The following is a 12105-nucleotide window of genomic DNA, read 5'->3' as shown; positions in this document are numbered from 1 at the left end:
CGAAGGTTGCCATCACGGCGTGCATGCGCAAGCTGATCATCATCCTCAACACCATGATCGCACGACGGCAGAAATGGGATCCCCACCGCTATGCGGTGAACTGACCGAGCGCACTTCACCGCGCGCGGTCGGAGACCGAGCGCTTGCAAAGCCAACAGACCGGTGAGCGGATGGGGGTCAAGGCCGTCAGCCGCCGAAGGCGGGGGCGCGCCAGCGCCAGCCTTGAGCCCGGCCGGTCAGCGGTCTACTTCCGGCACAGTTGCTCTTTCATTCGAGGTGAGGCGACGAAGCAAAGCTCGGGCGAAACAAGCCGCGAGAATGAGAGCCCATGTCAGTCATTCAACAACGGTCTCGTGCCCCGGACGCAGCGCAGCACGAAGTGGTGCGTTGCAGAGCCGGGGCCCGTGCAGAAGCGATCGCTGTGGCATCCTGGGTCCCGGCTCTGCGGAGCGTCACTGCGTGCCGCACCGCGTCCGGGACACGAGAGGGGCGAATGCCGTTACCCCACACTCCGTCATTGCGAGCGCAGCGAAGCAATCCAGAAATGTATCCGCGTAAAGACTCTGGATTGCTTCGCTGCGCTCGCAATGACGATGTTGATGCAGTTGCGCACCAACGCTGCGATCTCGTGCCCCGGACGCAGCGCAGCGCTTCAGCGGTGCGCTGCAGAGCCGGGGCCCATGCAGCAGCGTACTATGTGGCCTCCTGGGTCCCGGCGCTGCGGAGCGTCACTGCGTGCCGCACCGCGTCCGGGACACGAGACCGCCGTTGTTAAACCGGCTTGCCCGTATACGGCATCGAGGCCGTCAGGCCGCCATCCACCGGGAACGCCTGGCCGTTGACATACGACGCCTCGTCGCTGGCCAAAAACAGTCCCATCGCTGCGAGCTCGTGCGGCTGGCCGGGGCGCTTGAGCGGATTGAGTTGACCGATCTTGTCGGAGGTGCCGCGCTCCTTGGCGCGGTCGAAGATCGGCTTGGTCATGCCGGTCTCGATCAGGCCCGGGCAGACCGCGTTGATGCGTACGCCGGTGCCGGTGAGCGAATAGGCGGTGGTCTGTACCAGGGAAATCACGCCGGCCTTGCTCGCCGCATAGGGATGACCGCTGGCGCCGGCCTTGAGGCCTGCGACGGAAGCCGTCAACACGATCGCACCGGATTGCTGCTTCACCATGTGCGGCATCGCATGCTTCACCGCGAGGAACGGTCCGATCAGATTGACGCGCAAAATCTCCTGCCAGTGTTCCACGGTCTGCTCGGCGAGCGGGATGAGGCCGCCGGAGACGCCGGCGTTGGCCCAGATCACGTCGAGCCCGCGGTGCGTCTTCACCGCCTTGTCGACGACCGCGATGACGTCCTTCTCGGAGCCGGCATCGGCGATCATCGCTTCTGCGGTGCCGCCTGCCTTTTTGATCTCCTCGACGGTCTCCTTCACCGCCTCGGTGCGATCGACTGCGATCAGTTTGGCGCCTTCCCTGGTGAACAGCAGTGCAGCCGCGCGGCCGATGCCGCTGCCGGCGCCGGTGATGATGACGGATTTGCCTTGCAAACGGCCCATGCGTTTCTCCCTTTGGCTCGTGCGCGACGCTTGCCGCGCGACGGAATTTCAAACAGAATTTCAAACGGTAAAGTGTCTTGAGACACGTTCGCTACTGACGTACAGCGACATTACACGGGATGGAAGAGTTTCGATGGCAGCTGCAGACAAGCCGAATGTGGTCACGACACGCTGGTGGTGGGTTCGTCATGCGCCGGTGCGCAACGATGGCGGAAACATCTACGGGCAGAGCGACATCGCCTGCGACACCAGCGACACCTATGTGTTCAATGCTGTTGCCAAGGTCCTGCCACGCAAGGCGGTCTGGTACTCCAGCAATCTGATGCGCACGCATCAAACGGCCGAAGCGATCTGGGCGGCCGGTTTCCCAAGGCCTGCGTCGATGAAATGGGAAGCGGATCTTGCCGAGCAGAACCTCGGGCGCTGGCAGGGCATGAATCGCGCCGAGTTCATCGCGAGCCGCCCCGTGGGCATGAGCTGGTTCGCCGACATCAACGAGCCTGCGCCCGGCGGCGAAAGCTTCATGGATCTCTACAACCGCACGCGCCGCACCATCGAGCGGATCAACATTGAGGCGGCCGGGCAGGACGTGATCGCGGTCGCCCATGGCGGCACCATCAAGGCGGCGCTCGGGCTTGCGCTCGACGGCCAGCCGGAGCGGGGGCTCGCGTTCGATATCGACAATGTGTCGGTGACGCGGCTCGATTGTTTCTCAAGTCCGGAGCGCACGGTCTGGCGGCTGCCAATGGTGAACCAGCAGCCGTGGATCGCGGATGATGCGCATGCGGCGATGCATCAGCTGGCCGGACCGGAAGTCAAGAAGCTCGCCTGAGCCCAAGCTCGCCTGAGCCGTTGCCCGCTGGCGCGGACGCGGCGTAGGCTCCTTGTCAATCAAATCGTACTCTGGGAGAGAAACATGACCTTGTTCGACATGAAGGGCAAAGTTGCCGTCATCACCGGCTCGACGCGCGGCATCGGGCTCGCGATCGCCGAACGCATGGCCGAGCACGGCGCGAAGGTCGTGATCTCCTCGCGCAAGGCTGACGTCTGCGACCAGGTTGCCAAGGGCATCAACCACAAGTTCGGCAAGGGCACCGCGGTCGCGATTGCCGCGAACATCTCCTCGAAGGAGAACCTGCAAAACCTCGTCGACGAGAGCAACCGCGCCTTCGGCAAGATTGACGTGCTGGTCTGCAACGCCGCGTCGAACCCGTATTACGGGCCGCTCGCCGGCATCTCCGACGATCAGTTCAGAAAGATCCTCGACAACAACATCGTCGCCAACAACTGGCTGATCTCGATGGTGGTGCCGCAGATGATCGAACGCAAGGACGGCTCGATCATCATCGTTTCCTCGATTGGCGGCCTAAAGGGCTCCACCATCCTCGGCGCCTACGCGATCTCCAAGGCGGCCGACATGCAGCTCGCGCGCAACCTCGCCTGCGAATACGGCAAGGACAACATCCGTGTGAACTGCATCGCGCCCGGCCTGATCAAGACGGACTTCGCCAAGGCGCTATGGGACAATCCGGAGAACCTGAAGGCCTCGACCTCGCGCTCGCCGCTGCTCCGCATCGGCATCCCCGACGAGATCGCGGGCGCCGCGGTGTTCCTGGGCTCGAAGGCCGGCGACTTCATGACCGGCCAGACCATGGTGATCGACGGCGGCGCGACGATCAGCTGACGCTGACGATTAGCTGAGTTTCTCGTGTCCCGGACGCGGTGCAGCACGAAGTGCTGCTCCGCAGAGCCGGGACCCATAAGGTTGAGAACGAGATCGCGGAGAAATGGGCCCCGGCTCTGCGACGCACCGTTACACGCTGCGTCGCGTCCGGGGCACGAGAGCCGAGCCTCAATCCACCGCCGCGTACACGAGATCCCGCACCAGCGTCCGCGTATAGTCGCGCTGGCCCGGGCCTTGGGTCATGAACACCGTGAACAGGTCTTCCTTCGGGTCGATCCAGAAGAACGTCCCCGCAATGCCGCTCCAGAAATACTGGCCGACGCTACCGGGGAAGGGCGCAATGCCGGGCTCGGTGCGCACGGCGAAGCCGAGGCCGAAACCGTGACCGGGCGAGAGCAGGGTGCCGTTGGTCACGACATCAGGTCCGAGGTGATCGGACGCCATCAGCTCGAGCGTCTTGCGGCCGATGATCCTGTTGCCATCGAGCGTGCCGCCGTTGCGCAGCATCAGGCAGAAGCGGGCATAGTCCATTGTGGTCGAGACGAGGCCGCCGCCGCCGGACTCCATCACCGGCCGTTCTAGCATGTTGAACAGCGCGACCTTGTCGCCGGTCCAGGGATCGGCCGCGAATGGCTCGGCGAGCCGGCCGGCATTGGCCTCGTTGGTCGCAAAGCCGGTCTCGGTCATCTGCAAGGGCGCGAGAACGCGTTCGGTCAGGAAGGCGCCGAGCGACTTGCCGCTGACGACCTCGATGATACGGCCGAGGATATCGGTGGAGCGGCTGTAGTTGAACTCGTCGCCGGGATGGCAGACGAGCGGGAAGCTCGCGACCAGCGCGGCATGCTCGGCATTGGTGATCTTGCGGCTGCGCACCCGCGAGTCCTGGTAGATCTTGTGCACGGGCCCGTCGCCCTGGTGCTCATACGTCAGGCCCGAGGTGTGGCGAAGCAGGTCCTGCACCGTCATTGCTCGCCGCGCCGGAACCAGTTCCAGCTTGCCGCCGCTGACCACGCCGACCTTTTGATCGGCGAACTCCGGGATGAACTTGGCGACGGGATCGCTGAGCAGGAGGTGGCCGTCCTCGACCAGCGCCATGATGGCGACGGAGACGATCGGCTTGGTCATCGAGAAGATGCGGAAGATCGAATCACGCGCCATCGACGCTGAGCCCGTCGGGCTCTGCTTGCCGAGCGCCTCGAACCAGCCGATTTGGCCGCGGCGGGCCACCAGTACGGTGACGCCGGGGACGGTTCCCTTGTCGATCTCGCGCTTGAACGCGTCCGACATGGCCTGGAGGCGGGGGCGCGACAGGCCCAGCGTTTCCGGCTTGGCCTCGGGCAAAGACGGGGTTTTCGGCGCGGTTGCGGTATTGAGGGCGGCTGCAGTCATGGGCACTCCCGGTTGCGTTTTGTTATCTCGGGAACGGACTGTGGCCCAGAAGACGCTGTACAAACAAGCGAAGCCGGCGCGCTTCTCCCTTGCAATCCAGCCGCCCCCTGTGCTTGAAAGCGGCCCTGATCCGCGCGGCGACGCAGGGTCCGTAGGAGTGTAGCTCAATTGGTAGAGCACCGGTCTCCAAAACCGGGGGTCGCAGGTTCGAGCCCTGCCACTCCTGCCAGCTAATCCCGACAATCAGGATTGAAGGCAGGACAGCGACGCGTCGCAAAGATCGGACCGTGGGCACCGGATAAGCCCTTGATCCGGATCAGGTCCGTAAGCCACAACCGCGAGCCGGCCGGCCTGTCCACACCTTGACCTTTGGCCCCATCCGCAGTATCTACCCGGCACTCGCAGCCGGCCCGTTAGACGCGGATTTCCGGCGCGGCCTTGAAATCCCCGAACAATCGAGCCCGGTTTCCGGCTCATCCTTCGAGACAGAGGGCTGGGCCAACGGCGGCTGTTCGGATCCCCGAAATTCATTCGCGTCTGTCGACGGACGTTGGACATCAAACGATGGCAGTCAGCCCGTTCAAGTTCTTGCAGGAAGTGCGCTCGGAGACCGCCAAGGTTACCTGGCCGACCCGCCGCGAGACCACGATCACCACCATCATGGTGTTCGTTATGGTCGCCCTGGCCTCGATCTTCTTCTTCGCCGCCGACCAGATCATCCGTTTCCTCATCACCTTCCTTCTGGGCATTCACTGATGGCAACAGCAACCGCTCAATTGTCTGACAAGCGCTGGTACATCGTCCACGCCTATTCGAACTTCGAGAAGAAGGTCGCCGAGTCGATCCGCGAGCAGGCCAAGCAGCGCGGGCTCGAGGAACTGTTCGAGCTGGTGCTGGTTCCGACCGAGAAGGTCACGGAAGTGCGCCGCGGCCGCAAGATCGACGCCGAGCGCAAGTTTTTCCCCGGCTACGTGCTGGTGAAGATGAAGCTGACCGACGAGGCATTCCATCTGATCAAGAACACGCCGAAGGTGACGGGCTTCCTCGGCGCTGAGAACAAGCCGATGCCGATTTCGGAAGCCGAAGCGATGCGCATTCTGCACCAGGTGCAGGAGGGTGTGGAGCGGCCAAAGGCGTCGGTGTCGTTCGAGATCGGCGAGAACGTGCGCGTGGCCGACGGCCCGTTCGCGTCGTTCTCGGGCGTCGTCGAGGAAATCGACGAGGCGCGTTCGCGCGTGAAGGTCGCGGTGTCGATCTTCGGCCGTGCCACGCCGGTCGAGCTGGAATTCGGTCAGGTCGAGAAGGTCTGACCGGGTAGCGCGTGAGGCCGAAAAGCTTCGCGCAAAGAGAGGCCGTGGCAGGGAGAGGGCGGTTGCCAGCCGCATCCGACCCAGACCACGAACCTGAAACCGCCGGCAACTGCCGGCACAACAGGAGTGATACATGGCAAAGAAAGTGACCGGATACCTGAAGCTTCAGGTCCCGGCCGGTGCGGCGAATCCTTCGCCCCCGATCGGTCCCGCGCTCGGTCAGCGCGGTCTCAACATCATGGAGTTCTGCAAGGCGTTCAACGCCCAGACCCAGAAGGAAGAGAAGAACACCCCGATCCCGGTGATCATCACCATCTATGCGGACCGTTCCTTCACCTTCGAGATGAAGACGCCGCCGATGTCCTACTTCCTCAAGCAGGCCGCCAAGATCCAGTCCGGCTCGAAGGCGCCGGGCCGTGACAAGGCCGGCAAGGTGACCAAGGCGCAAGTGCGCGAGATCGCCGAGAAGAAGATGAAGGATCTCAATTGCGACACCATCGAATCGGCCATGAAGATGGTCGAGGGCTCCGCCCGCTCGATGGGTTTGGAAGTTGCGGGGTAAGCGGTCATGGCAATCGGAAAGCGTTTGAACAAAGCCCGCGAAGGTATTGACCGCGAAAAGCTTTATCCGCTCGCGGACGCCATCAAGATGGTCAAGGAACGCGCCAAGGCGAAGTTCGACGAGACCATCGAGGTCGCGATCAATCTCGGCGTCGATCCGCGTCACGCCGACCAGATGGTCCGCGGTGTCGTGACCCTGCCGAACGGCACCGGCCGTACGCTCCGCGTCGGCGTGTTCGCCCGCGGCGCCAAGGCCGATGAGGCCAAGGCTGCCGGTGCCGACGTCGTCGGCGCCGAGGACCTGGTCGAGAAGGTGCAGAACGGTTCGATCGATTTTGACCGCTGCATCGCCACCCCCGACATGATGCCGCTGGTCGGCCGTCTCGGTAAGGTGCTCGGCCCGCGCGGCCTGATGCCGAACCCGAAGATCGGCACCGTGACCATGGACGTCACCGGCGCGGTGAAGGGTGCCAAGGGCGGCTCGGTCGAGTTCCGGGTCGAGAAGGCCGGCATCCTGCAGGCCGGCGTCGGCAAGGCCTCGTTCTCCGAGGAGAAGCTGGTCGAGAACATCAAGGCCCTGGCTGACGCTGTCTCCAAGGCGAAGCCCGCCGGCTCCAAGGGCACCTACATCCAGCGCGTTGCGGTGTCCTCGACGATGGGCCCCGGCGTGAAGGTCGAGCCGGGCACCATTCTCGGCTAAGGTTTGGAAATTGCATGAGGCGAGGGGCGGAATTGGGCAACCGATTCCGCCCCTCGTCGTTTCTGACGACGTTGACCGGAAACAAGAACAATGGCTAACAAGGTCCTGATCTACTCGCGCTTTCCCAGGACGATGATGGCGCGCTTCGCCGAGCGGTTCGAACTGCTCGATACCGCCGGCAAGCCGGCGCGGGAGGTGTTTTCGGCCGAAGAGCTCGGCGGCATCCGTGCGATGCTCACCGCGGGCGGTACGCCGCTCGGCGCAGAGGCGATGGACCTGTTTCCAAAGCTCGGCGCTGTCGTGTGCTACGGCACCGGCTATGACGGCGTCGACCTGAAGGCGGCAGCTGCCCGCAACATCGCGGTCGGCCACAGCCCCGGGGCCAATGCAGCCTCGGTCGCCGACATCGCGATGACCCTGATGCTCGCGACGACGCGGCGGATCCTGGTTGCCGACCAATATGTCCGCAGCGGCGATTGGGCATCATCAAAGCAGTCACCGATGATGCGGCCGCAGGCCGGCATGCCCGGGCGTCGCATCGGCGTCTACGGCATGGGCGAGATCGGCCGCAAGATCGCGGCGCGCTGCGCGGCTTTCGAGAGCGAGGTCGGCTATTTCAGCCGCACCAAGCACGATCTGCCCTATCAATATTTCCCGACGCTGGAGGCGCTCGCCGACTGGTGCAGTGTGCTGATGATCGCGGTGCGGGCAGGGGCCGAGACCCAGCACGTCGTCAACGCAGATATCCTCAAGCGCCTCGGTGCGGTCGGCTACGTCGTCAACATCTCCCGCGGCTCGGTGATCGACGAGAGGGCCCTGGTTGCCGCGCTCTCGGACAAGACCATCGCGGGCGCCGGCCTCGACGTCTACGAGACGGAACCGCATGCGCCCGATGCGCTGACGGCGCTCCCCAACGTGGTGTTCGCCCCGCATATCGGCGGCCACACCCTCGATTCGCACGTCGCGATGCAGAACTGCGTGATCGCCAACCTCGAGGCCTATTTTGCAGGCAAGCCGCTGCCGTATTCAGTCAGGGAGTCTTGACCGGCCGACGGCGGCAAGAATTCAGGCGGCATTTGTCTTTTGCGGGAATGATTTGCACGCGACCTTGCTGGCTTGGCCAGTATGAGTGCTCAAGGTCGCGCGCCCGCTGAGAATGCACCGTCCAACCCCTCGGACCAAACGTCTAGCGCGCCAACTCCACCCGGCGATTCTTGGTCCGTCCCTCCTCGGTGGTGTTGTCGACAATGGGCTTTGTATCGCCGAAGCGTGCCGGGGTCAGGCGATCCGGCTTGATGCCTTGCCGGCCAAGCCAAGCCACCACTGCCGCCGCTCTCGCCTCAGAGAGCTTCTGATTTGCGGCAGGCGCTCCCACATTGTCCGTGTGGCCCTCGACCTTCAGCCGCAGATCGGGGTGGTCGGCCAGCAGTTTTCGGATTTCGCTCAGGACCGCTTCCGAGTCCGGACGGATCGTCGCCTTGCCTGTGTCGAAGTTGATCCCGTACACGGCGACACGACCCTTGTCCTTGAGTGCCTTGTAGAAGCCGTCAGCGTCCGCGTCGAGTTTCTGCTCCATCTGATCGGGCTCGGCGATCGTCAGCGTTGATTCTATCCAATCTCCCTGGTCACTGGCGCTGAGGTTCGTGTAGACGGCAGGCTTCCCGTCGCGATCGAGCCGGAATGCGCCGAAGACCTCTCCTCCGATCTTGCCGTGCGCGGGCAGCTTGTCGACCCGTCCCGCCAGGAGCTTCACGAATCCAGCTTTGCCCAGCGCGGCCTCGTACTGGCGTAGGATCTCGAAAGCGGAGGTGCCGGGCTTGTGCTCATAGACATATCGCACGATACGGCCTTCGATCACCTCGGTCTTCGCCTCGGGCTCCCCATCACCGCCAGGCTGCGTTCCAGTGACGAGTTCGACGCTGTCAAAAGCTTTCTCGTCATATTCCGTCACTCGAGCCTGCGGGTAGAACTTGATGATCGAGTGCTCCTTTGCCCCCTTCACATTTTTCTCATTCCAGGCGGCCGACGACGGCATGCTGAAAGCAAGCAGGAACAGTCCAGTGAGTATCATGCGCATCGAATGCCTCATTAGTATCTCTGATCATCTACTTCGTGTGGGGTGCATCGTAACGAACAGGAGTGCAGCAATAGATCCTGCGGGATACGTGGGAGGGCCATAATGCTTCGAAGTGTCAGCCCTCTGCGTCTGGTACGATGACGTTGCAAAGGGCGGTTCGTAAGCGGTCGCGGCCGCGCTGTCTCGGCATTGGCTGCAGGCCGATGGGCAATTGGTGCAGACTTCGCTTGACTGCTGAGCCTGGATGCGAGACATGGCCGGCTTTTGCCGATGATGCCCCATGCCTGTGCTGTTCGACTCCAAGACGATTGCCGCTCGCGATAATTTTTCTCTTTGGCAGGAGTTCGTCGCCTCCGCCTTCCTCGGCATGAAGGCCGAGCCGACCGGCGTGGACCCATTCGTTGCCCGGGTGGAGCTCTCGAACGCCAGCGGCACCGATATTGCGACCGCTCGATTTCCTGGTCAGCGCCTGTACCGCAGCAAGGCAGAGATCGCCCATATTGTGCATGACGCTTATTGTGTGGCGCTGATCGAGAGCGGCCTGAGCCAAGGCACGCATGGAGATGTTTCGTTCACGGCAAGGCCAGGAGACCTGGTGATTATTGACGTGAGTAAACCTTTCGACCTTTCCGTTTCGGGCAAGGGCACCAAGCTTTCCGTCATCCAGCTCGACAAGCGGCAGTTCGCCCAGCGACTGGCCGAGCCGGAGCTCGTTCCTGTTACGGTTTCGACAAGCAGCGAGCGGCAGCCCTGCTCGCGAGCTACATAGGGGGGCTTGCACAATGCGCTGCCACGTTACCCGCAGCATCGGCCGGAAGGGCCGCTTCGATCGCCTGCGACCTTTTCACGCTCGCTTTCTCCCAACGGGCAACCGCGGACCTTGGAGCTGAGAGCGTCCACGATGCGCGACTTGCGGCAGCGTTAACCTTCGTTGCTCGCAACATTACCGATGTCGGGTTGGATGCGAAGCGCGTCGCGTGCCATCTTGGTATCTCCCCGCGATCCGTCTATGACCTGTTCGCACGCTCGGGCCTCAGCCTTGCCGAGACCATCCTGTCCCGGCGCCTGGAAGCATGCCGTGCGGCGCTCGTCGACCCCGCACAGGCCAGGCGGACGATTGCGGACCTGGCGCTCGATCTCGGGTTCAGCGACATTTCCCGCTTCAATCGTCATTACAAGGCTCGCTACGGCGAGACGCCGCGCGAAACCCGAACCCGCATGCCTCGACGGGAGCATGGGACGCAACTCGACCAGCGCTGATCCGGGAGGGCAGGACCGGGGAGGTGCGCGGGCCCGAAGAGCCGTTTTGAACGCAAATAGGGCAGTAACGGCGTCCGGTAAACTGGTGTGAATTTTGCTCTTGGCAAGCCGGCCCGAAGCGGCTAAAGAACCGCCTCCGGACGTACCGGCCTTGGCTGGCGCGTTCGTGCACGCATCCCGAAAACCCGACACGGCAGGAGATCATTCCTTTTCAGGACGTCCGCGAGGATTTGCCCGAAAGGAAGGAAAAGCCATCGATTGGTGGGGGTGTGGGCAAAGGTCAGGCGGTTCGCCGGCTGACCTTGTCCTGTCCAAGACTGCAGGCGCCTGCGGGAAGTTTCGATTTCTCAAAGGCTTAATCACACGGCCTGCATAGACGGGTGAAGACCGGATTTTACTTCGCATCCAGCCTTAAGGGGTGGTCGCGGAATGGGTCTGGTTCGGACCTCGACACGCCGTGGGCCCTAAGGGCTCTCGGAGGGCAGGCTTTAAATTGTCGTCTTGCCCGGCGTGTCCGAAGGGTTTTGGCCCGGAGGTTCAGGTTTGGGCGGGACGATGGGTGCAACCCGGCGGTCCCGCTTTTGCGATGACCGCCAACCGGAGAGAGCTTGCTGTGGAACGAGCGGCAAAAAAAGAGGCGGTCGAACAGCTCAATGGGGTCTTCAAGACCACGGGCGTCGCGATCGTTGCTCAATATTCCGGCCTGACCGTTGCCCAGATGCAGAAGCTGCGCATGCAGATGAAGCAGGCTGGCGCCTCGGTGAAGGTCTCGAAGAACCGTCTCGCCAAAATTGCTCTTGAAGGCACTGACGTCGTTAACATCGGCCCCATGCTGAAGGGACCGACCGTGATCGCCACTTCGAACGATCCGGTAGCGGCGCCAAAGGTCGCCGTCGAATTCGCCAAGGCGAACGAAAAGTTCGTCATCGTTGGCGGCTCGATGGGAAAGACCGTCCTGAATGTCGACGGCGTGAAGGCGCTTGCCTCGCTGCCGTCGCTTGACGAACTGCGCGGCAAGATCGTCGGCCTCATCGTGGCCCCGGCGACCAAGCTGGCCCAGCTCGCCAATGCGCCCGCGGGCAAGCTCGCGCGCGTCATCCAGGCTCATGCCTCAAAGGGCGAAGCGGCCTGACGCCCTTCGCAAAACTCAAACCCGAACCAGACTTACACGTAAGGAAACTGAACAATGGCTGACTTGCAGAAGATCGTTGACGACCTCTCGAGCCTCACCGTGCTCGAAGCTGCCGAACTCGCGAAGCTCCTCGAAGAGAAGTGGGGCGTTTCGGCTGCCGCGGCTGTCGCCGTGGCCGGCCCGGCCGGTGGTGGCGCTGCCGCCGCTCCGGCGGAAGAGAAGACCGAGTTCACGGTCGTTCTCGCCAGCGCCGGCGACAAGAAGATCGAGGTCATCAAGGAAGTCCGCGCCATCACCGGTCTCGGCCTGAAGGAAGCAAAGGACCTCGTCGAGGGTGCTCCGAAGCCGCTGAAGGAAGGCGTGAACAAGGAAGAGGCCGACAAGATCAAGGCCCAGCTCGAGAAGGCTGGCGCGAAGATCGAGCTCAAGTAAGCA

14 protein-coding genes and 1 tRNA gene are annotated in these 12105 nt (G+C 63.1%); 12 read left to right on the top strand and 3 right to left on the bottom strand.

What is annotated here, in order from left to right:
* Window positions 1-771 precede the first annotated feature (771 nt).
* The gene (locus AC629_RS05715) at window positions 772-1557 is read right to left on the bottom strand and encodes an SDR family NAD(P)-dependent oxidoreductase (protein ID WP_084803778.1); all 786 of its coding nucleotides are present in this window, start codon (window positions 1555-1557) and stop codon (window positions 772-774) included.
* A 133-nt stretch (window positions 1558-1690) separates the two neighbouring features.
* On the opposite strand from AC629_RS05715, the gene AC629_RS05710 reads away from it, so the two are divergent.
* Both AC629_RS05710 and AC629_RS05705 read left to right on the top strand, forming a co-directional pair.
* Window positions 1691-2389, top strand: coding sequence for a histidine phosphatase family protein (locus AC629_RS05710; protein ID WP_084803777.1), 699 nt, complete (start codon window positions 1691-1693; stop codon window positions 2387-2389).
* Window positions 2390-2473: 84 nt separating this feature from the next.
* A complete protein-coding gene (locus AC629_RS05705; RefSeq protein ID WP_084803776.1) occupies window positions 2474-3241 on the top strand; it encodes an SDR family NAD(P)-dependent oxidoreductase in 768 nt (255 codons plus the stop codon).
* A gap of 168 nt (window positions 3242-3409) precedes the next feature.
* Here AC629_RS05705 and AC629_RS05700 read toward each other — a convergent pair whose 3' ends face one another.
* Window positions 3410-4630, bottom strand: coding sequence for a serine hydrolase domain-containing protein (locus AC629_RS05700; RefSeq protein WP_084803775.1), 1221 nt, complete (start codon window positions 4628-4630; stop codon window positions 3410-3412).
* 153 nt (window positions 4631-4783) lie between these two features.
* Here AC629_RS05700 and AC629_RS05695 point away from each other — a divergent pair.
* From AC629_RS05695 to AC629_RS05670, 6 genes are all read left to right on the top strand, one after another.
* Window positions 4784-4859: transfer RNA gene (locus AC629_RS05695), tRNA-Trp, on the top strand.
* Window positions 4860-5194: 335 nt separating this feature from the next.
* Window positions 5195-5386, top strand: a complete 192-nt coding sequence (gene secE / locus AC629_RS05690) for a preprotein translocase subunit SecE (RefSeq protein WP_084803774.1) — start codon at window positions 5195-5197, stop codon at window positions 5384-5386.
* Complete coding sequence (gene nusG / locus AC629_RS05685; RefSeq protein WP_007602985.1) at window positions 5386-5940, top strand: transcription termination/antitermination protein NusG; 555 nt, start codon at window positions 5386-5388, stop codon at window positions 5938-5940. The genes secE and nusG overlap by 1 nt, the downstream gene beginning before the upstream one ends.
* 133 nt (window positions 5941-6073) lie before the next feature.
* Window positions 6074-6502: a 50S ribosomal protein L11 gene (gene rplK / locus AC629_RS05680; RefSeq protein WP_011088164.1), complete on the top strand. Its 429-nt coding sequence runs from the start codon at window positions 6074-6076 to the stop codon at window positions 6500-6502.
* Window positions 6503-6508: 6 nt separating this feature from the next.
* Window positions 6509-7201 (top strand): 50S ribosomal protein L1, encoded by a 693-nt coding sequence (gene rplA, locus AC629_RS05675; protein WP_018647230.1) that lies wholly within the window; start codon window positions 6509-6511, stop codon window positions 7199-7201.
* 90 nt (window positions 7202-7291) lie between these two features.
* The gene (locus AC629_RS05670; protein WP_084803773.1) at window positions 7292-8245 is read left to right on the top strand and encodes a 2-hydroxyacid dehydrogenase; all 954 of its coding nucleotides are present in this window, start codon (window positions 7292-7294) and stop codon (window positions 8243-8245) included.
* 142 nt (window positions 8246-8387) lie between these two features.
* Here the strand turns inward: AC629_RS05670 and AC629_RS05665 are convergent, their stop codons facing one another.
* Window positions 8388-9236, bottom strand: a complete 849-nt coding sequence (locus tag AC629_RS05665; RefSeq protein WP_168195401.1) for an OmpA family protein — start codon at window positions 9234-9236, stop codon at window positions 8388-8390.
* Between the two features lie 322 nt (window positions 9237-9558).
* Between AC629_RS05665 and AC629_RS05660 the strand changes: the two genes are divergently transcribed.
* The 4 genes from AC629_RS05660 (at window position 9559) to rplL (ending at window position 12102) form a co-directional block, all read left to right on the top strand.
* Window positions 9559-10047, top strand: a complete 489-nt coding sequence (locus AC629_RS05660) for an AraC-like ligand-binding domain-containing protein (protein WP_084803771.1) — start codon at window positions 9559-9561, stop codon at window positions 10045-10047.
* A gap of 188 nt (window positions 10048-10235) precedes the next feature.
* Window positions 10236-10538: a helix-turn-helix domain-containing protein gene (locus tag AC629_RS46540; RefSeq protein ID WP_168195400.1), complete on the top strand. Its 303-nt coding sequence runs from the start codon at window positions 10236-10238 to the stop codon at window positions 10536-10538.
* A gap of 613 nt (window positions 10539-11151) precedes the next feature.
* Window positions 11152-11670: a 50S ribosomal protein L10 gene (gene rplJ, locus AC629_RS05650; RefSeq protein WP_084803783.1), complete on the top strand. Its 519-nt coding sequence runs from the start codon at window positions 11152-11154 to the stop codon at window positions 11668-11670.
* 54 nt (window positions 11671-11724) lie between these two features.
* Window positions 11725-12102 carry a 50S ribosomal protein L7/L12 gene (gene rplL / locus AC629_RS05645; protein ID WP_084803769.1) on the top strand — a complete coding sequence of 126 codons (378 nt, stop codon included), beginning with the start codon at window positions 11725-11727 and terminating at the stop codon, window positions 12100-12102.
* Window positions 12103-12105: the final 3 nt, after the last annotated feature.

Source organism: Bradyrhizobium sp. NAS80.1 (genome assembly GCF_001908205.1).
GTDB lineage: Bacteria > Pseudomonadota > Alphaproteobacteria > Rhizobiales > Xanthobacteraceae > Bradyrhizobium.
This window is presented reverse-complemented; position numbering and strand designations above follow the sequence as displayed.